Genomic DNA, 20966 nt, shown 5'->3' with positions numbered 1-20966 from the left:
ATTCAGTCGGGGACATGATTATTCATCGTATAGACAGAAGGTAACTTACTTTCTGCCGTTTGGTGCCTGAGACCCATCAACCTAATGTGTCCTCCATAAGTGGACAAATGTCTTTTAATGGTGCCTGACACCAAAGTTGACACCAAGGTTGATGATCAAGCAGACACCATAACGGAAGCAGAATTCGTCGAAGTGATAAGCGGGTCTCATTTCACACTTCTCACATCCAATTTAGGGAGGGCGAGAGTGTGCACGATTACATCAAAGAGAGAACTATCAAGATTGGAAAGTATATCGTGGAGACGAGGAAAACGGTTCGCGTGATTGCGAAGGAGTTTGGCGTATCCAAAAGTACAGTCCATAAGGATCTTACAGAGAGACTTCCTGAGATTAATCCAGAGCTGGCAAACGAGGTTAAAGGTATTTTAGACTATCATAAATCAATCCGTCATCTCCGAGGGGGAGAGGCAACAAAAATGAAATATCAGAAAGAAGAAAAGGAAGGTGAAGCTGTAAAATAAACCGTTATGACTCGGCTGAAAAAAGAATAGGTTTCAAGGCATTCTCTAGGAATCCTCCAATACGACATCCTTCTGCAAGATTTTACAACTTTTCTATGCTAAAAGTATGGAAATCTTAATGAGTGTGGTACAATATACAATTAGGAAAAGTATGTGGATTCCGTTTTAAGGAGGAAAGAAAAGAGAATGTTTGCAAGAGATATTGGGATTGACCTGGGAACGGCTAACGTGTTAATTCACGTAAAAGGCCGTGGAATCGTATTAAATGAGCCGTCCGTAGTGGCAATTGACAAAAATACAAATCGCGTACTTGCTGTTGGTGAAGAAGCTCGCCGCATGGTTGGTCGGACACCTGGGAACATCGTCGCGATCCGCCCGCTTAAAGATGGTGTGATCGCTGACTTTGATGTAACGGAAGCAATGTTAAAGCATTTTATTAATAAGTTAAACGTTAAAGGCTTTTTATCGAAGCCGCGCATTCTGATTTGCTGCCCAACGAATATTACAAGTGTAGAGCAGAAAGCAATCAAAGAAGCTGCTGAAAAGAGCGGCGGGAAAAAGATTTACTTAGAAGAAGAACCAAAGGTTGCAGCGATTGGTGCGGGAATGGACATTTTCCAACCGAGCGGAAATATGGTAGTGGACATCGGAGGAGGAACGACGGATGTAGCAGTCCTTTCAATGGGCGATATCGTGACTTCTTCCTCCATCAAAATGGCCGGTGACAAATTCGACATGGAAATCCTCAACTACATTAAACGCGAATACAAGCTCTTGATCGGTGAGCGTACAGCTGAAAATATAAAAATCAACATCGGGACTGTATTCCCAGGTTCACGCTCGGAAGAAATGGAAATCCGCGGACGTGACATGGTAAGCGGTCTGCCGCGCACCATCTCAGTTCGTTCCGAAGAAATCGAAGGTTCATTACGTGAATCGGTTGCTGTGATCGTTCAGGCTGCAAAAAGCGTGCTGGAACGCACTCCGCCAGAACTATCAGCTGACATCATTGACCGCGGCGTTATTTTAACAGGCGGCGGCGCATTGCTGCATGGCATTGACATGCTGTTAGCAGACGAATTAAAGGTTCCCGTCCTTGTGGCCGAAAATCCAATGGATTGTGTCGCGATTGGAACAGGAATTATGCTTGATAACATCGACAAGATTCCAAGTCGGAAGTTTGGATGATCCTTTCTGAAAAATTGTCCCTGCAAGTGGAATTAAGTTGACAATGAATCTTAGCGGCCCTTTTAGGTTTGGTGTTGTAAGACATCATACCTCAAAAGAGCAGGATACAAAAAGTCTAATGAAGCAGGCAGGACAAGCCTCAGTCATTGGGCTTTTTTCTTTGAACTTCGATAGAACTCTCTTTAAAAAACGACAGAATTTGAGTAATTTCTACCTTTATTGACTATTTCCTGTAAAAAATTGATGAGTATTTTGAATTTATTTTTTATAATAGAATAATGAATGACTAATTGTAAAAATAAATCCAAATAAACCAGCTATAAGAGTTGAAAAGAAAAATTGGTTATAATATGTATAACTCACTGGGTCCAGGGTCTCCCATGCAGATAAAAATAAATGGGCGGACTTCAGTAAAAGGGGAATTAACAAATGTCTATAAATAATCCAAATCAAGAATATAGTACGAGAGAAGAATATAAGCGGGCCAAAGCCGAAGCTCAGCAACGGAATAACGACGCAGCGAAACAATCCAAGGACGCAGCGCACAGAACACAGGACGCAGTGAAAGATGCCAAAGAAGAGGTCCGACAAACAAAGGATACTCCTGCGATACAAGCCAAGGAAGTTGTTCAAGTAACAAAAAACGTGGCAAAACCCGCTGTCTCAATCGCGAAGGGTGCGGGAAAAGCAGTGTCAGCAGTCACTAAAACCGCAGCGAAACCGGCAAAAGCAGTGGTACAAAGCACGAGGGATGCTGCGAAACAAGCGAAGGCTGAGAAACGTGAAAAACAGGTAAAAAAACAGGAGACATCAAACGCGAGGAACAAAAGCCGTGAGGCAAAAAGGTCGAAAGATGCCGCCACGAAAGACAAAGAAAAGAATGTCTCTAATAAACATCAACGAGTCAGAATCCGCCTGATTCCAATTTGGCTGCGACTGATTCTTTTAGTGGTCTTTGCTTTCATAAGCATATCGTTGGGCGCTATGGTTGGATATGGGATCCTTGGCGGCGGAAACGTTAAAGATGTATTCAAGGAATCCACATGGACGCATATTATTGATTTAGTTGAAAAAGGAAAAAGAAAAGTGGAGGAAGGGATGTAATTCCCTTCCTTTTTGTATACGTTAAGTAGTAGAATAGGAAGTAAATACTTGTTACTAGTAGGAGGTACTAATCTATGTTAGATATCGAACAAATCAAAGAAATCATCCCACATCGCTACCCATTCCTTTTGGTGGATCGAATTTTAGAAGTAGAAGAAGGGAAGAGCGCAGTCGGAATTAAAAACGTTAGCGCCAATGAAGAGTTCTTTAATGGCCATTTTCCGGATTACCCTGTCATGCCTGGTGTATTAATCGTCGAAGCTCTTGCACAGGTTGGGGCTGTCGCAATGTTGAAAAAAGAAGAAAATCGCGGCCGCTTAGCCTTTTTTGCAGGAATTGATGGCTGCCGTTTTAAAAAGCAAGTCAAACCAGGCGATCAGCTTCGTCTGGAAGTAGAAATCATCCGTCTGCGCGGACCAATCGGCAAAGGAAAAGCCGTTGCAACCGTTGACGGTGAAGTGGCATGTGAAGCCGAAATCACATTTGCCTTAGGGGAGAAAAAAAAATAAACAAAACGAAACGACCGGGAAGGAATTTCTGGTCGTTTTTTTATGTAAAAAAATGCTAGCAATCATTTGAAAGACACTGGACAACCTAAAATTAGACCATGAGGTAGGTCAATACTTGTTTTGGAAGGGGTTCATGATTTTGAATAAAAAGTTATTTCTTTTGCTAGCAGGTTCAATTTTATCTGCAGGAATGTTAACAGCCTGTAATAATGATAACGATGACCAAAATCCGCCGCCACCAGCCGTCGATAACAATCTAAATGATAATGATTTAAATGACAACAATTTAAATCGTAACAATTTAAACCGTAACAATTTAAATGATAGGAACAATTATGATGACGATAACATGGATTTAGACAACAGAAATAACCATTATCCAATGTCAGAGGACAAAAATACTAATACCGACAAAGACCCAATTAAGGATAGCAATACCAAAAAAGAAGAAATAATCGAAGATGATATTGACGTGAAAGATAGGGATAATAAAGACGAGTAAATCACGGCAATAAAGAAGGGACGGGCTGTTAGCCTGTCCCTTAACTTATAATTTATTTGTTCGACTTCACTTTTAACTTCGGTTTACTTTGGATCTTTTCTCTAAATTCGGTGAGCAGCGCGGGGCCTTCCAACCCTTTTTGAAGAAGACTTTCGAGCAATAACTCAGAATAGTCGCTTTTATTTCGGCGGATTCTTCCCTCGAACAAAACGCTAATATGCTTTTCAAATTTAGTTAGCGAGACAATATTTGTTTGAAAATAAGCAGGCGCATTCTCCTTCTTAGTAATCACAGCCTCAACAATAATGTCGCGATTTTGCTCGGAAATTTTTTGGAAATAATCATAGAGGGACAAATCTGTATACGCCTCAAGCAGCCATGTGGAGCGCTCGTCTTCCTTATTGAGAATTAAGCCATCTACTAACGGAACTTCAATCGAAGTATCATCTTCCACTACATCTAATGAGTACAACTTAAAAGATTTCATCATAACCTCCTGATTGCGTTTTCCTAAATTATAACATATGTTCACTTAAAGCAAATGTCGAAAAGTTTTTGTCGAAATTTAGAAGATTAGTTTTTCTGAAAATCAACAAGCCATTTTTTGACAAAAATCCCTTTGAAAAACTGTTTATCTCCTAAAAACCAGCCTAATAATGGTCTTTTCCCTGTTTTACAACAAGGACACCAACAGGCTATGCTAGTACCGTCAAACAAAGAAGGAGATGAAGGTATGATCAATCAAGTCACACTTGTTGGCAGGTTGACGCGGGACCCCGAATTAAAACAGACGACAGAAGGGACGGCCGTGGCCCAAGTCACCCTGGCGGTGTCGCGTCACTATCGTAACCAAAATGGCGAAATCGAAGCTGATTTTGTTCAATGCACACTTTGGCGGAAAACAGCCGAGAATACGTGTCAATATTGCCGGAAAGGTTCAGTAATCGGAATCACGGGGCGATTGCAGACGCGGAACTATGATAACAAAGAGGGGAAAAGGGTGTATGTGACAGAGGTAGTCGCGGAAACGGTTCAGTTCCTAAGCTCCAAGCCGCAGCCGCATGAAGTGGAAGCTCCTCCAAAAAAGGAGGAAGTGACGATTGGTGTATAACGATGAAATGACCAGAAACCTTGAGCAATTATTGGAAAGTTTAATCAAAATGGTCGGAAATTCAAATAAAAATTTCGACAGCCTCCAAAAACGCGTTAGCCAGCTGGAATGGATTATTAGGGAACAACAGCATGAAATCAAGGAAAGAGACAACCTCATTAGAATTTACTCCTCCCATCCTCACGAACCTTCACCAACTATTCCATTTCGTTTTTAGGATTTTCAAAAATTATCCCCGCAACTGACCCTTTGAAAAAAAATCAATGCCATCTCCGAGATGATCTCCATTTATCCGGCAGTTACTTGCCGGAATTTTTTTGTGATTGGCACGTATAAAAATATTCCAACGGGATAAACTAAGAGAAAAACCCCCCTGTTTTTTTTAAAAGAAGCCGCTGAACTCGTCAGCGGCTTCTTTGATTTAAGCCAATAGAAATCCTTCGTGATGGAGCATGACTCCTCTTAATGAGCCTATCTGCCAAATACTCCTATTCATTTATGTAAAAATAGTGAACATTCCAGAAAAAATATGAGTTGGGATAAAATCACCTTAAAGGAATTTGTAAGTTATCGTCGAATAATGTTTGGTGATGTAAATTATTGTATTTTATGGAGGTAGGTATTTTTGTGGAGAAAAACTCAATAATATTTATTGGCAAACCAACCAGAAAGAAAAAAATAGAAATCGACAGTAAACCAAGCTTTTTTGATGCAGTCCAACTCTCAACTCGGTCGCCCCACACATATGAGGTTACTCCTTATCAATCTATTCCATTTCATAAGAAGGCAATTATTCCCATCCATAGCTTTAATTCCGAAATTCATATTACGTACGAGCAGCATTCTTTACAAATCTATAAAGAAAACAATGATTTAACTGAAAAAGAAGTTTTTGAATTCCTCACCCATTTTGCCATTAAAGAAGGGAACTCGGTGTCTTTTTTAACGGAATTCCCGAATGATAAAAAGAGATTAGCGAAGGACAAACCAAACAGCACACTCACGGAAAGTAAGAAAATTTAATGTAATTCGACGTCCTAAAACTTAACACTGTTATGACACAGAATTGACACTAATATGTGTAATATGACAAAAAGTGATGTACTTTTAATATTTTTGTAACATTACTGGCACATTCTTCTGGTATAAATAGAGTACTAAGGAAAGGAGAAAGTGTATGCAAACGACAAGAAAGCGTATCATTCTCGTGTTACTTACAATCATATTATCAGTATCGGGGTCTATGGTTACATATGCACAAACAAGCACGGAAGCCCTACATAATGCTAAAGAAGAGCTAGCGGAAAAACAAAAAATAGTAGAGCAAAAAGCGCAAGAAAAGCAGAATGTTAATCAAGAAATTGTAAAAATTCAACAAGAATTGAATGCCCTATACAGTGATATTACAAAAAACAAAGAAGAAATGGCCAAAACGCAACAAAAAATAGACGCTACAAATGAACTCATTGAAAAAAAGAAACAAGAAATTGTTGTCCTCGAAGACAAAATCCTTGCCCGTAAAGGAATTATGAAGCAGAGAGCGGTCTCACTTCAACAAACGGATAATATTAATGTCATCATCAATTTATTCTTCGAATCTGATAGTATCTCAGATTTTATCCAACGCGCGAGCGCCGTTTCTACCCTAATGGATGCAGATAAAGATATCTTGACATCCCAGAAGGCAGACCTGCTGCAGATTGAGGAAGACAAAAAAGAGATTGATAGACAAGAACAAATTTTATTAGAAGATCAAGAGGATCTTGCGAAACAGCAGCAAATACTTGATCAAAACAGCCAGAAAAGTCAACAAACCTTAACCGTAATGCAACAAAAATATAGTCAAATCCTTAAACAAATGGCGCTTGCCGAGCAGGAAAAGGCAGGCATTGAATCACAACTGAGTGATATTCAAGCCAAAATTAAAAATGAACAAGAAGAGGCGAAGACCCGTACCACTTCAAAAGCAAAACCGGCGCCAACTTCAAATAAAGAAACAACTGCAGCCATCAAAGGGAAGGAAATGTATGTAACTGCGACAGCATACAGCCCGGAAGAATCCTTCCACATTACAGCAGCTGGATACAATATTAGGAAACATCCCAATATGAAATTAATTGCTGTCGACCCAAGAGTCATTCCACTTGGAAAAAAAGTCTGGGTTGAAGGCTATGGCATTGCTGTTGCTGGCGACACAGGCGGCGCAATCAAAGGCCATAAAATTGACGTATTACTGCCAACCACATCCCAATGCATACAATGGGGCAGAAAAACCGTAAAAATCATCGTATTAGATTAAAATCAAGACCTAACAGGAAACTGTTAGGTCTTTTTATATTGGTGCGGTGCCTGACACCGAAAACGCTATAGTCACAGGACTTATACAGCAAATGGTGCCTCACACCCAAGCGTTGCTGATTTTGGTTTTATGAAATAAAATAAATTCATATTGTTACAAATTGGTAGAATGAGAGAGGGATCAGTTTAGTGATTGAGTTAAAATTGCGTTCGATTTTAAAGAAGGTAAAAAGTGAGGATCCTCAAAAGAGATTTGAAGCGCTTGACCAGCTTTTTCAATATAAAATGGAAGAAGGACTCGAGATTCAAATCGATGTTCTAAAGGATATAATCAAAACAGCAGCGTCCGGATTCCCAGAGCCAGTTGACCGCTGGGACAACCCCTCCTTTTATCTCATAGACTTTGTCTGTGATTTTCCGATGCCGGAAGTGGTGGAAGGGATCCTCAAGCATTTTGACAGCTTTGACTTGCGGGCAAAAGAGCGGGCAATTGAAATGCTGCTCACAACAGAAGACGAGGATATTTTTTATGTGCTTGAGGAAAAAATCGTCGAGTTAATCCAGACTGAGGAATTCCATATTCCAATCAATGAACTGGACCCTTATCCGATGCTGATTAAGGGAATCCTTGATAAAACCCTCGACAAGCTTAATACAGAGCATTATAAATTGTTGCTTTATAGTTTAGTACTATCACTGAACGACTCACGTCTAGAAAAAGGCTATAAGAAGGAGGTCATCCTTCCGTCATTACTCAAAGATTATCATGTGGAGAAACAGGAGTATCTGAAATTTGACGCTGATTTTTCAAGCAAATACGTTTATTCGGCTTGGAAGGATAGCTATTTTGCGGTTCGAACAAAAATGAAATTATTTATTAGCTTAATGGAATATTATTTTTCAGCCGACATCAGTGCTGAGCTGGAGCAGGCCATGACTTTCCGCGATCCGTTAATAAAAACGCAGGCGCTGTTGGTATGCGTGGCCAAAAACCTTCCGTATCAACAGAAAACGCTCGTAGAAGCAGCTGAGCATATTGAGAGTGCAGAAATGGTTTATTGGGAGTTAAAGGAAAGGAATCTAGAGCATTTGTATCCTATCACAGAAGGAAAGCAGCCGCATTTGGCGAAGACGAGACTCTTTTCGGCGATTATCAACCTGCCTGAGGAGGAGGAAGGAGTCATCCGCTTTCCGGAAGACATTCAGGTCATCGATACAGTCGAAACGGAAAACACATATCGCCAGCCGATACGCTATTATTTGCTGAGTTTCGTGCATATCGGGACCCGATACGTGGGCTGGGCAGGCGGCTATGCGCTTGAGGATGGAGACGATACGGCCGAATTATGGGACGGCAGCTATACTGATTTTGTCGAATGGGATTCAGCCAGCATCGAAGAACATAAAGCCGCTTTTTTCCAAAAGAGAGAAGAGGAAAAGGAAGAACATGAGTCCAGTATCTACTTTAAAAGCTCGCCGCGGCTCAGTCGAGGTGCCTGGTTCTTCCTCAGCCTCGCGGTGGTTCACTGGATTAAAGAGGCGGTAACAGGGTTTCCGAAAGACGGGATTCCTTTCTTGGTGGCACTAACCGTTATCGGTGGTGCGATGTGTCTTTATGAACTTACCAAAAATAAGAAAAGAAAAATCCAGGTCATTGGCCAGCAGCTAGTGATGGAAAACGGAGCGCAGCAGCACACCATCGGCTTGCATGAAATCAAAAAAGTAGAGCATAGCAAAAAACACGTTCTCATCTATAACAAGAAAAACGAAGTCGCGTTTTCATTCCCACTCCGCTGGGTCCGCTACGAACTCTTTTACATGCACATGCTGGAGCATACCGACCATCTAAAAGACCGACCATATATTCAATCATAAAAATAGGGCCACATAGCACCCAACACAGAATGGTACGCCAATCAACAACACGATGGCGTACCGTTTTTTTTTATCAGTCGCAAAAAGCACGGTGCCTGACACCGTTAACCCCATTAACAATGGGCTGATACAATAATTGGTGCCTGACACCAAAAACACCATTGCCACTGGTCTCATACAGCAAGAAGTGCCTTTGTAAATAGCATAATAAAAAGGAATTTTAATAGTAGTAAAGAAAGTAAAAATTCAGGTTCAGAATGAAATTGTTACAGCTTGAGTCATAAAAGTTGTGAACTGGGAAAACCACAAATTTATTGGAATTACGAAAAAAAGGGGAAATGATTAATGAAAAAGCGAGCACTGGGTCAAAATGGTTCTTTGGTATCTGAGATTGGTTTAGGTTGTATGGGGATGTCATGGTTATATGGTGAGGCGGAGCGAAGTGAAAGCATTGCAACAATCCACGCAGCACTCGAGGAAGGCATTACACTCTTTGATACCGGAGACCTTTATGGCAGCGGTCACAATGAATTACTTTTACGTGAGGCTTTACATGGGAGACGTCGAGACAATGCTTTCATTGCAGTAAAATTCGATGGAAAGTTTCACTACCCTGACAAAAAGAATGAGGAGGTTGATAACCGTCCTAATACAGTTAAGAATTTCCTTACGGATACATTAAAGCGCCTAGGTGTTGAGTATATCGATCTCTATCAGCCATCTCGCATAAATCCCAATGTACCTATCGAGGAAACCATTGGTGCAATGGCAGATATGATAAAGGCCGGGTATGTGCGTAACATTGGACTTTCTGAAGTAGGCGTTGAGACCATTCGCCGTGCTCATTCAGTACATCCGATTAGTTGGTTGCAAATGGAATATTCACTGTTTAATAGAGGCGTTGAATTGAATATTTTGCCAACCTTAAGGGAATTAGACATTTCGCTTTCGGCTTACGGCGTTCTTTCCAGAGGGTTATTGAGCGGTAATTGGTCAAAAGATAGAGTTATAGGGTCGGATGATATGCGTGGTAAAGCACCTCGTTTTGCCGACGGAAATCTGGAAAAGAACTTAGCCCTTGTAGAGGAATTGCGTAAAATTGCTGAAGAAAAGCAAGTAACCGTTGCACAGATGGCCATTGGATGGGTTTTATCCCAGGGTGATGATGTTATCCCACTAATTGGTGCAAGAAGGCGGTCGCAACTTCACGAATCCTTAGGTGCAGTAAAGCTGAAATTAACCGCAAATGACCTCTCACGAATAGAAAAAGCCATACCTCGAGAACTTGTTGCCGGAGAATATTACGCGGTACCACGGAAAAAATGGTTCATTCAATAATTAATACAAAGTATTCGAAAGTCATTCCGGGTTCGTCCAAACAACGACTTATAAAAATGCCCCTTTAGACATCGGATCTAAAGGGGTAAAGTTTTTAAAAACACAAAGACATTATTTCAAATGATCATTCAAAACACTTTCCTCTAATACAGAAAACTTATCCCCATAAACCCTCTCAATATGATTCTCGCCCCATGTACAAAGCGAATTCAAGATCCCCTCCAGGCTCCGGCCGTACTCACTCAACTCATACTCAACCTTTGGGGGAATCTGATTATAAATAATCCGGTTAATTACGCCATCATCCTCCAGCTCCCGCAGCTGCTGCGTCAACATTTTCTGCGTAATATTCGGCATCAGCCGCTTTAATTCACTCGTCCGCTTTTTCCCATGCGTCAAATGGCAGAGAATCACACACTTCCACTTCCCACCAATCACCTCAAGCGTCGCCTCAACCGATATATTATATTTTTTCTTCTCCATCTTCATCTTCCTCCTCAATTCGCGGACTTGCAGGCAGACAGGCACTAAAAAGTACCTATGGCACCGCGAGGTATCTATATCACTTTAAAGTGCGTACTTCCGATAATCCCACATATCCTCCATAATAACATTTGCCGGGTGAAAACAATAATACCTTTTTAAATAAACCTACACAAATGAGGAGGAACATTCATGCCTTTAAATAAACAGCAAAGCACATTCGCACTACTGGCCTTAGCTATCAGCGCCTTCGCGATCGGAACCACCGAATTTATCAGCGTCGGCCTGCTGCCGCTCATTGCACAAGATTTGCACATTCCCGTCACCACTGCTGGACTGACCGTTTCCCTATACGCCCTCGGGGTAATGTTCGGAGCGCCAGTGCTAACATCAATAACATCACGCATGTCACGGAAAACCCTATTACTATGGATCATGATTGTCTTCATCATTGGTAATGGAATCGCCGCGAGCGCAACAACCATCAGCGTCCTGCTCGCAGCGCGCGTGATTTCAGCTTTAGCACATGGCGTCTTTATGTCGATCGGTTCGACCATCGCTGCAGATCTCGTCCCGGCCAACCGCCGCGCGAGCGCTATTTCAATTATGTTCTCTGGCCTCACCGTTGCCACCGTCACCGGCGTGCCATTCGGAACATTCATCGGCCAACAATACGGCTGGAGGCTTGCCTTCATCCTTATCGTCATCGTTGGAATCATCGGCTTCATTGCCAACTGGATTCTCATACCTTCTTTTTTGAAAAAAGGAACCCAGACTAGCGTGCGAGATCAGTTCAGACTCCTGACCAATGGCCGGCTCGTACTTTTATTCGTCATCACGGCCCTGGGGTATGGCGGGACATTTGTTGTCTTTACTTATTTGTCACCATTACTACAGGAAATAACCGGATTTAACGAGAGTTCGATTGCGATAATTTTACTGGCGTACGGATTGGCGATCGCCATTGGCAACATGATGGGCGGCAAGCTCTCGAACCGCAATCCAATTGGATCGCTATTTTATATGTTTATCGTTCAAGCCGTTGTTCTGTTTGTCCTAATGTTCACCGCGCCCTTCAAAATCGCGGGCTTAATTACGATTATTTTTATGGGATTGCTCGCCTTTATGAACGTACCAGGACTGCAAGTTTACGTGGTCATCCTTGCAGAACGCTACGTCCCAAGCGCCGTCGATGTGGCATCAGCCATCAACATCGCCGCCTTCAACGCGGGAATCGCCATCGGCTCCTACCTAGGCGGCACTATCACTGATACGCTAGGCCTCATCCACACCACCTGGATTGGAGCATTAATGGTCCTCGCAGCAGCTATTCTGACAGGGGTAAGCCGGGCGTTGGAAAAGAAAGACTTGGAGTCAACGGTGTCAACGGTGTCAGGCACCACAAAAGTACACTTGTCCTCTTGAGGAGGACATCCGAGTAAATGAACTTAATAAAATTGGAGGTTTTTAAAATGATAAACAATTTACAAAGTACAACAACATTAAGTAACGGGGTAAAAATGCCATGGTTTGGCCTTGGTGTCTTTAAGGTTGAGGAAGGACCGGAGTTAGTGAACGCGGTGAAAGCGGCAATTAAACATGGTTACCGGAGCATTGACACGGCTGCCATCTATGGAAATGAAGAGGGAGTAGGACAAGGGATAAGGGAATCGGGCATCGCTAGAGAAGACTTATTCGTCACTTCAAAGGTTTGGAATGCCGACCTTGGCTACGAATCCACCTTAGCAGCGTATCAAACAAGTCTAGAAAAGCTAGGTGTAGAGTATTTAGACCTCTACCTCATCCACTGGCCAGTAGCTGGCAAATACAAAGAGGCATGGAGAGCATTAGAGACCCTTTATAAAGAAGGACGCGTGCGAGCGATTGGGGTCAGCAATTTCCAAGTACATCACCTGGAAGACCTATTGAAGGACGCGGAAATTAAGCCTATGGTGAACCAAGTCGAGTATCATCCACTCTTAACCCAAAATGAAGTTCAAACATTCTGCCGCGAAAATGGCATACAGATGGAAGCCTGGTCACCATTAATGCAAGGACAATTATTAGACAATGAAGTATTAGCGGGAATTGCCGCAAAATATAATAAATCTGTCGCCCAAATCATCTTGCGCTGGGATCTGCAAAACGGAGTCGTCACCATCCCAAAATCAACAAAAGAACACCGAATTATCGAAAACTCACAAGTATTCGACTTTGAACTAACACAAGAAGATATGTACCAAATCAACGAGCTCAATAAAAACCACCGCGTCGGCCCAGACCCTGACAATTTTGATTTTTAATATATATAGGTAGGGAGCTATTTTAGCAAAAGACCAATCTTCATCCGAAGATTGGTCTTTTTTATTCCTCCATTTACCGTTCGAGGAAAAAATCGTCTCTTGCGGTAAAAGGAGCCCTGCTGCATTTACCGTTAAAGGGGAAATTCGTCTCCACCGGTAAATCGAGCACAGCGAAACCTGGTGTCAGGCACCGTACATGGACACATTTGTGGTTATTTTTCCCAAAATTTTGTTATAATTATTAAAAAATTGAAATTAAGGGGTGGGAAGGATGTCCAATAGGATGACAAAAGATAGTTGGAATGCTAGTTTATATGATCAAGAGCATGCATTTGTTTCTCATTTTGGCGGGGCATTGCTCCAATGGCTTGAACCAAAGCGAGGTGAAAAAATTCTCGATCTTGGCTGTGGAACAGGGGATCTGGCCAACCAAATGAATCAACTGGGTGCAACCATAATTGGGATAGATAAATCCGAAAACATGGTCAAGCAGGCACAACAAAAGTATCCTGGACTTACCTTTCGGGTGCAGGACGCTGCTACCATGTATTATAGGGACGAATTCGATGCCGTTTTTTCTAATGCCACACTGCATTGGGTGAAAACTCCGAAACAGACCCTGCAATCCATTTACCAGGCCTTAAAACCTGGGGGCCGATTTATTGCAGAATTCGGCGGGAAAGGCAACGTCCAAAAAATCACCGACGAACTTATTCATCAATTAAGAGCCAGCTATCAAACGGAGCAATTTCCATGGTATTACCCTAGCATCGGTGAATACACCTCCTTAATGGAACAAGTAGGATTTCGAGTCACCCACGCCCAACACTTCGACCGGCCTACACCATTAAACGGAGAAAATGGATTGCGTAACTGGATTAAGATGTTCGCCACAAGTATGCTGGAAGGCCTCGCACCCGAGACCAAAGAGCGCATCATAACAGAAGCCACCCAAAATTTAAGAGAAGTTTTATATCAGAATGGTACATGGGTCGCGGATTATAAGCGGATTCGTGTGTTAGGAGTGAAAGAGTGATCATAAAGGGGCTGCTTAAGGCCCTTTTTGCTGTGTGCTCAATAGATTCATGATAGTTATAGTGCAAAACAACCTCTAAAAATGGATATTTATGTTAAAATAAAATTAGCAAAGGGGGTTAAAAACATGACTCTACCAACAAAAAAATGGTTCTCGTTCAGCTTCATACTCGCCTTAGTGGTAAGTTCGAACTTCCTGATTTACCGCCTTGAAAGTATAGGACCACTCCCAACAGGAATGGCCTTAGGTTCCTTATTTGATTTCATCATCACCATACCGTTACTCGTGTACTTCTTCATCCTCAGAAAACGCTATTCCCTAAAATATCTACTCCCAGTGATGCTGTTGGGATACGGCGTTGCGGTCCTAGTGATTCCGCATCACCTCCTGTCGGCCTACTCCTTTGTAAAATATATCCTATTAGCCGGCGAGGCTGCTTTTTTCCTGATTGAACTTTACGTTGTCATTCAGTTGCTGGCAAAAATACCTGCGATCGTCGAAAGTTACCGCAAGTGTGAAAGCGAATTTCCCACTTTCACTTATCGAATGAAACAAGCATGGGATCAGCACCTCAAACCATCTAGGGTCCAAGAAATCTTTTTCTCTGATGTGACCATGTATTATTACAGCTTATTCTCTTGGCGGAAAAAACCACCCCTACCTGTTGAAAGCCAGTACACCTACCATAAAAAAACCGGCACAATCACGCTATACGTCATGCTCATTCACGCACTAGTTTTGGAATCAGTAGGGTTTCATTTTCTCCTTCATTCGTGGAGTCCGCTCGTTGCCATCATCGCTCTCGTATTAAATGTGTATACCTTACTATTTTTTCTCGCAGAAATTCAGGCGATTCGGCATTGCCCGATCATGATTACGGACCAACATATGTATCTGCAGGTCGGCATCATCAAGCAGTTAATTGTCCCGCTTGAGGAAATTAAAAGTATTCATCTTTACGATGGACCTGAAACATTAACAAAAGAGGAGTCAAAGCATATTTTCGACGCGATCCCTGCTGATTTTTTCAAAGAAAAACCCCAGTTTGAAGTGGAGTTTTATCACCCGTTGGAAGCGAGGCTCATGTATGGATTCAAGAGAAAAGTGACTAAAGCGCACCTCCGTCTCGATGACCCGCAAAAATTTTACAAAACACTCTCGGCAAAAATAGGCGAATCTTTCTCAGATTAATACATGCACTTCCTAATTTGGTAAATAATATCCACGAGGTGATTATGTGGATAAAAATAATTTAGCACTCACATCCTCCGAAATAGGGACACTATGGGGAGAGTATGTGAATGGAACAATGACTGATGTAGTAAATAGATATATGGTCTCTATCATTGATGATGAGCAAATAAAAGCTATTTTTGAGGAAGCTATTGATATATTCGAACGACAAAAGAGACAAATCGTCACTTTTATCGAGGACGAGGGATTTCCTGTTCCAATTGGGTTTAATGAATCCGATCTATTTAAAGATAAACCGAGATTGTTCACGGATATATTTTGCCTAAATTATCTACATATCATGGCATTACATGGTTTGCTAGGGCACAGCACAGCACTAGCTGTCGCGGTTAGAAAAGACTTAAGGGATTTTTACGGTTCATGCGATAACGATGCGAAAAGGATGTATAATCAAACCATTGATTTACTGCTAGAGAAAGGAAGTTTTCAAAGAGACCCTCAATTCTATCCAGCTGAAAATCCAGAATACGTTTCCAGCCAAGATTTCACCGATGGTTTCTTTGGAAAAGGGAGGAAATTAGCTGCGACTGAAATCATCAGTATTTCTTTAAATCTAAAAAAAAGTATAATGGCCAAAACGCTATCAATCGCATTCAGTCAAGTTGCTCAAACCAAAGAAGTAAGAAAATTTCTAACGGATTCAGAAAAAACTGCGGATCAACAAATCAAGTCCTTTTCAAAAATTATGCAAACTGATAATCTGCCAGTTCCGAAATCTTGGGAAACAGAAGTAACAACGTCGACGAACTCGCCTTTTTCCGATAAATTAATGCTGTATCATATTGGCTTCTTGTTTCAAGCAGCACAAAACTATCATGGTGCCGGGCTTGCAACAGCGATGAGAACCGATCTTGTGGCAGCGTACGAAGGAACAATTTTAAAAAACCTAATGGTAACAAAGAAGTGGTTTGATATTATGGTGAAAAATAAATGGTTAGAACAACCACCACTTGCTCCGAATCGAAATGAAATCGCCAAAGAAATGTAAGTATCCCCGTTTAAAAAACCATCCTCTTTGAAAAAAGGATGGTTTTTTTATAAGGCGTTATCTTACTTATTACAATGCTCCGTTAATCAGGTTTTCAATTTGTGCTTGTGAAAGTTGCTCACGTGCAATCTCTACATCTTTTCCACTCCCGATTAGAACTAGATCATCATGATTCGATAAAGGTTTTCTTCCTCTGGGTACAGACTCTGTGTACTTTTTCCAAACACCATCGATCTTAGCGATCGATAAGTCGCCTCTTTTCATCAGCAATCCATCAATACTTTTCGGCAGTTTCAAACCTTTAATAAATTGCTTATTTGAAAAATAAAAGTCTTCGTCCATTTTTTCAGCTCCTTATTTACTAGTAGTATATGTCCATTTATGAATTTTCATCGGTCTGGATCAATTATCCGCATGTGTGGTTGTTATACTAAATATCTCAACAAAAAAAGAAGCCCTCATTTCTAGGAGGCTTCCATAACATTTAAAGTGTATTAATGAACACGGATGATTTCGTAAATATTTTCATCATAGTGAACCCTGGTATGCTTCGACTCAAGTCGTTCAAATTCCTCAACTTCATCAAATGACTCGCCAAACCACCAGTTTTTGAGTTCAAATAAAAAGTTCGTAAGCATGATAATTTCCTCCCTATAGTGGGTTAATGGATTCTTATGTCTCAATTATACTTGTGAATCCATTCACATAAAAGCGGTTACAAAATACGCGGAATAGCAAAATTATACAGAAAAATGAGAGAGTTAAGGCAAATATCTTCCCATCGTTTCAAGCATAAATACCAACAAAAAAAGGATAAAACCATTGCGGCTTTATCCTCTTTATAACATAGTGGTGCCTGACACCACCAAAGTGTCCTTCTCAAATGGAAAATAGGGGGGACTGTCCACGGGCGGTGCCTGACATTACCACCATCATCATCACTAACATCACCCCAGATACACCAAGTCCTTAAGTTCATCGGTCGATAATTCGGTGATCCAGTTCTCACTTTGGATGATTTGGTCATTTAGGAATTGCTTTTTCTCGAGCATTGCGTCGATTTTTTCCTCAAGTGTTCCGGTGCAAATCATCTTATGCACGTGGACAAAACGAGATTGCCCGATACGATAGGCGCGGTCAGTAGCTTGATTTTCAACTGCCGGATTCCACCAGCGATCATAGTGGATGACGTGATTGGCTGCTGTCAAATTCAGCCCGGTTCCGCCGGCCTTCAGTGACAGCAAGAACACCGGGAACTCATTGTTCTGGAACTGCTCAATCATCTCGTCGCGCTTCACTTTCGGCACACTTCCGTTTAAGAATGGCACCTCGATGCCGAATTTCTTCTTCAACGTGCTTCGAATCATTTCACCCATTTCGATATATTGGGTGAAGATCAGACAACTTTCGCCCTGTTCCAAAACCGCATCAATTAATTCAACAAGTTTCTCCAACTTATTCGAACGCTCAAGCAGTTCGCGCCCAGCCGACTTTTCCTTCAGATAGAGAGCAGGGTGGTTACACAACTGCTTCAACCGGCTTAGCATTTGTAAAATTAACCCTTTGCGCTCAAAGCCAGATAGTTTCTCAATTTCTGCGAACGTATCATGAATCAGCTGCTCGTATAACGAAGCCTGTTCAGCCGTAAGCGGACAATATTCCTTTTGCTCCAGCTTGTCAGGAAGATTCAACGCAACTTCTTCATCCTTTTTCGTGCGGCGCAGCAAGAACGGGCGAATCAACGATTGCAGCTGCTGCACCTTTTCCTTCTTCTCATCTTTTTCAATCGGAATCACAAACTTTTTCTGGAATTGCCCCAAGCTGCCAAGATAGCCATGATTGGTAAAATCAAAGATGGACCACAGTTCGGATAAGCGGTTTTCCATCGGCGTCCCTGTCAGGGCAATGTGGTGGCGGCCGCGCAGCCTGCGTACTGCCTTCGACTGCTTGGTCTGGGCATTCTTAATGTTCTGTGCTTCATCGATGGCAATCGAACTCCATATCAGCGATTCAAACTCCACCAAATCGATATGACTAAGCCCGTATGAAGTCAAAATAATATCCGCATCTTTCGCCTTCTCGACAAAAGCTTCCTCTTTCAGACGGTTTGACCCGTAATGCAAATACACATTCATCTCCGGCGCAAACCGCTCAATCTCCTTCTGCCAGTTTCCAAGCACAGAAGTAGGGCAAATAATCAGTGCAGCCTTTGTCGGAACCTTAACAGCAGGCGCAGCGGTGGCATCTTCATCTTTTTTGCGGCGCTTTTTCACCTCATTTTGGGTGTCAGGCACCAGCGTCAACTCATCACCGACAACTTCTTTCACCTTCAATAAATAGGAGAGGAGCTGGACGGTTTTCCCGAGGCCCATGTCGTCCGCAAGGGTGGCGCCAAATCCATACTGGCGCAGGAACCAGAGCCAACTCATGCCGAGCTGCTGGTATGGCCGAAGTTCACCCTGCAGGCCGGATGGCACCTCTTCCAGTGGTATTTCGTTCACTTCCGATAACTGCTTAATCATCTGCTTCCACTGGCGGTTCAATTCAATTTGAATTTTGGCAAATGCCTTTGGATTCTCCAGCTCATCTTCAGTCACTTCTGTTTCCATCAATTCCTGCTCAAGCAAATCGCGGACATGCAAGCCCTCTTTTTCGGCCCGTTTCATCATATCCTGAATATGTCGAATAAACTGCGGGTCCAACTTCACCCAGCGGCCCCGAATAAAGACAAGCCGTCTTTTTTCCTCGACAAGTTTCCCAAACTCATCTTCAGACAAGTCGACACCATTCATCGAAAAGCGCCAGTTAAAATCAAGCATAGCCTGGAGCCCGACAAAGGATGGCCGATGACTAGAAGTACCTTTCAGCGACGCTTTCACCTTCAAGTTGGCATTCTTCATCGCCTGCCACCAAGAAGGGAGGAGAATTTCGACATCCAAGGCTACCAGCGTCTCACTCGCCTCCGTCAAGAACATCCACGCTTCTTCCTCACTCAGATGCGTTTTGAAAAAGCCGTCTTCGCCTAACCACGGAATCAAACGGATCCAGCGTTCACGCTCACGGTCGACTTTTTCCAAGAATGGCTTCCACTTCGCCGGTATTTTCGCGGAACCCTCAACATCATAAACATCATCGACATTTTTCTTTCCTCGTAAAAATAAATCCAGGCTCCACGCGCCTTCACCATCCAGCGGCTCATCTAGGCGGAGCCCAATCGTAAACGGCGTGTCGCTTTCCTTAATCCCGACCCATTCCAGCCAGCTTTCTTCATCAAAATAGCGAGCAAGTTCACTGCCGGAAATATTTTGCTTCCGCAGCAAGTCAAGCTTCGGTCCAAATAGCTCCTTCATCGCGGCATTCCGTGTCAAGTAGCCATCAAGGGCATCATTGTACAAGTCGGAAATGTAGTTTTTCGTTGTCCCAAGATTGTGGTCTATCGAATCATCATCGATACCGGGTTCTTCTATCCTTTGTTCCCAAAACGATGGGTCGAACTCATCCTTGACACGCTCAGGAAGTTTCCAGCGGAAATCACCATGCTCCCAGACCGAAAAGTCCGGCAACCAATCTTTTTCGAGGATTCCTTCATAAAGCGCATTGCCGGCCGCAAGACAAATCTCGGATTGTTCATTCCAATCCCATTCGATATAGCGATTAAATGACTCCTTGGCAAAAAGCGAGACCAAATGCCAACTGCTCACAACGACACCTTCGACACTGTTCACGGTCTCGGTTTCAAGGAGCGTTCCAAAGAAGCTTTCCTCATGACTGCTGAAAACGAGATTCTTCCACCTAAATGGGCTCATCACACGACCTTGTTCATCCTCAGCTGTAAGAAGAAAACGACCTTCCCCGATTTTAGTTGTCAGCAATTTCAAAAACCTTGTTTTAAGCATCGATACAAAACTCCTTTTAGTGGGGGAAAAGAACATCATAAGCTATTTTACTAGCTGGAGGTTTCCAAATAATGTCTAATTGTACAAAACCCCTTAAAAATCGTACAAAACATATAAAAAATTGCACAAAAACTCCTGAATTCGTACAAAACCATAATAAAATTGCACTAAACCCTACGGAAATTGCACAAAACAAAAATAATATATAAATCAATAACCAAATACCTAAATAAAATCACCACAAAACAAGAAAATGTCCGTGACAAATAGACAGAATTTAAAAAGTGTCCACGGGCGGTGCCTGACACCAACAATGACACCAACAATGACACCAACAATGTCACAAAGGGTCATCAATAAGTTCACAGAAAAATCCATATTCCTTTATTATAACCAAAAATGTGTGGTTAGAGGAGGACGATGCCTGAATTATCTTGGAAGTGGGATGTTCGGAATTAAAATAGATCACTTTAAAGTGATACCGGCGCCTATTTATAGTACTATTCTGATAATAGTCAAAATGACTGATCCAACAACAAAAAAAAGCCCGCAGCACATTG

At 42.2% G+C, this 20966-nt stretch carries 21 protein-coding genes; 16 read left to right on the top strand and 5 right to left on the bottom strand.

Going from position 1 to position 20966, the window contains the following annotated elements; translation table 11 throughout:
• Positions 1-248: 248 nt before the first annotated feature.
• The 5 genes from spoIIID (at position 249) to V7659_RS04825 (ending at position 3824) form a co-directional block, all read left to right on the top strand.
• Positions 249-521: a sporulation transcriptional regulator SpoIIID gene (gene spoIIID, locus V7659_RS04845; protein WP_026568271.1), complete on the top strand. Its 273-nt coding sequence runs from the start codon at positions 249-251 to the stop codon at positions 519-521.
• A gap of 186 nt (positions 522-707) precedes the next feature.
• The gene (locus V7659_RS04840; protein WP_026568272.1) at positions 708-1709 is read left to right on the top strand and encodes a rod shape-determining protein; all 1002 of its coding nucleotides are present in this window, start codon (positions 708-710) and stop codon (positions 1707-1709) included.
• A 429-nt stretch (positions 1710-2138) separates the two neighbouring features.
• On the top strand, positions 2139-2813 hold the full coding sequence (locus V7659_RS04835) for a DNA-directed RNA polymerase subunit beta (protein ID WP_335538488.1): 675 nt from the start codon (positions 2139-2141) through the stop codon (positions 2811-2813).
• Positions 2814-2887: 74 nt separating this feature from the next.
• Entirely contained in the window at positions 2888-3322 is a 435-nt protein-coding gene (gene fabZ / locus V7659_RS04830; RefSeq protein WP_335538486.1) for a 3-hydroxyacyl-ACP dehydratase FabZ, read from the top strand.
• A 139-nt stretch (positions 3323-3461) separates the two neighbouring features.
• Positions 3462-3824, top strand: coding sequence for a hypothetical protein (locus V7659_RS04825; protein ID WP_335538485.1), 363 nt, complete (start codon positions 3462-3464; stop codon positions 3822-3824).
• 52 nt (positions 3825-3876) lie between these two features.
• Here V7659_RS04825 and V7659_RS04820 read toward each other — a convergent pair whose 3' ends face one another.
• On the bottom strand, positions 3877-4314 hold the full coding sequence (locus V7659_RS04820; protein ID WP_335538484.1) for a YwpF family protein: 438 nt from the start codon (positions 4312-4314) through the stop codon (positions 3877-3879).
• Positions 4315-4557: 243 nt separating this feature from the next.
• On the opposite strand from V7659_RS04820, the gene ssb reads away from it, so the two are divergent.
• The 6 genes from ssb to V7659_RS04790 all read left to right on the top strand — a co-directional run bounded on the left by ssb (position 4558) and on the right by V7659_RS04790 (position 10446).
• Positions 4558-4935, top strand: a complete 378-nt coding sequence (ssb, locus tag V7659_RS04815; protein WP_335538482.1) for a single-stranded DNA-binding protein — start codon at positions 4558-4560, stop codon at positions 4933-4935.
• On the top strand, positions 4925-5152 hold the full coding sequence (locus V7659_RS04810; protein ID WP_420491702.1) for a hypothetical protein: 228 nt from the start codon (positions 4925-4927) through the stop codon (positions 5150-5152). The genes ssb and V7659_RS04810 overlap by 11 nt, the downstream gene beginning before the upstream one ends.
• 410 nt (positions 5153-5562) lie before the next feature.
• Positions 5563-5958: a hypothetical protein gene (locus tag V7659_RS04805; RefSeq protein WP_335538480.1), complete on the top strand. Its 396-nt coding sequence runs from the start codon at positions 5563-5565 to the stop codon at positions 5956-5958.
• Positions 5959-6112: 154 nt separating this feature from the next.
• Complete coding sequence (locus V7659_RS04800; protein ID WP_335538479.1) at positions 6113-7234, top strand: 3D domain-containing protein; 1122 nt, start codon at positions 6113-6115, stop codon at positions 7232-7234.
• Positions 7235-7422: 188 nt separating this feature from the next.
• Complete coding sequence (locus tag V7659_RS04795; protein ID WP_335538477.1) at positions 7423-9108, top strand: hypothetical protein; 1686 nt, start codon at positions 7423-7425, stop codon at positions 9106-9108.
• A 345-nt stretch (positions 9109-9453) separates the two neighbouring features.
• Positions 9454-10446 (top strand): aldo/keto reductase, encoded by a 993-nt coding sequence (locus V7659_RS04790; protein WP_335538476.1) that lies wholly within the window; start codon positions 9454-9456, stop codon positions 10444-10446.
• Positions 10447-10557: 111 nt separating this feature from the next.
• Here V7659_RS04790 and V7659_RS04785 read toward each other — a convergent pair whose 3' ends face one another.
• On the bottom strand, positions 10558-10929 hold the full coding sequence (locus tag V7659_RS04785) for a winged helix-turn-helix transcriptional regulator (protein ID WP_144550772.1): 372 nt from the start codon (positions 10927-10929) through the stop codon (positions 10558-10560).
• A gap of 192 nt (positions 10930-11121) precedes the next feature.
• Here V7659_RS04785 and V7659_RS04780 point away from each other — a divergent pair, with 192 nt between their 5' ends.
• The 5 genes from V7659_RS04780 (at position 11122) to V7659_RS04760 (ending at position 16510) form a co-directional block, all read left to right on the top strand.
• Positions 11122-12354 (top strand): MFS transporter, encoded by a 1233-nt coding sequence (locus V7659_RS04780; RefSeq protein WP_335538474.1) that lies wholly within the window; start codon positions 11122-11124, stop codon positions 12352-12354.
• A gap of 47 nt (positions 12355-12401) precedes the next feature.
• Positions 12402-13232 (top strand): aldo/keto reductase, encoded by an 831-nt coding sequence (locus V7659_RS04775; RefSeq protein ID WP_335538472.1) that lies wholly within the window; start codon positions 12402-12404, stop codon positions 13230-13232.
• Positions 13233-13515: 283 nt separating this feature from the next.
• Positions 13516-14268, top strand: coding sequence for a class I SAM-dependent methyltransferase (locus V7659_RS04770; RefSeq protein ID WP_335538470.1), 753 nt, complete (start codon positions 13516-13518; stop codon positions 14266-14268).
• A 126-nt stretch (positions 14269-14394) separates the two neighbouring features.
• Positions 14395-15459, top strand: coding sequence for a hypothetical protein (locus V7659_RS04765; protein WP_335538468.1), 1065 nt, complete (start codon positions 14395-14397; stop codon positions 15457-15459).
• 46 nt (positions 15460-15505) lie between these two features.
• Positions 15506-16510: a DUF3231 family protein gene (locus V7659_RS04760; protein WP_144550764.1), complete on the top strand. Its 1005-nt coding sequence runs from the start codon at positions 15506-15508 to the stop codon at positions 16508-16510.
• A gap of 69 nt (positions 16511-16579) precedes the next feature.
• On the opposite strand, the gene V7659_RS04755 is transcribed toward V7659_RS04760, so the two are convergent.
• The 3 genes from V7659_RS04755 to V7659_RS04745 form a co-directional block, all read right to left on the bottom strand.
• A complete protein-coding gene (locus V7659_RS04755) occupies positions 16580-16852 on the bottom strand; it encodes a hypothetical protein (RefSeq protein WP_335538465.1) in 273 nt (90 codons plus the stop codon).
• A gap of 152 nt (positions 16853-17004) precedes the next feature.
• Positions 17005-17148, bottom strand: coding sequence for a hypothetical protein (locus V7659_RS04750; protein ID WP_186328724.1), 144 nt, complete (start codon positions 17146-17148; stop codon positions 17005-17007).
• A 309-nt stretch (positions 17149-17457) separates the two neighbouring features.
• The gene (locus V7659_RS04745; protein ID WP_335538463.1) at positions 17458-20406 is read right to left on the bottom strand and encodes a DEAD/DEAH box helicase; all 2949 of its coding nucleotides are present in this window, start codon (positions 20404-20406) and stop codon (positions 17458-17460) included.
• Positions 20407-20966: the final 560 nt, after the last annotated feature.

Origin of the sequence: Neobacillus drentensis, assembly GCF_036966985.1 — a bacterium.
In the GTDB taxonomy this organism is placed as follows: domain Bacteria; phylum Bacillota; class Bacilli; order Bacillales; family Cytobacillaceae; genus Neobacillus; species Neobacillus drentensis_E.
Note: the sequence above shows the minus strand (reverse complement) of the source record. Positions and strands in the feature narration are given on the sequence as shown.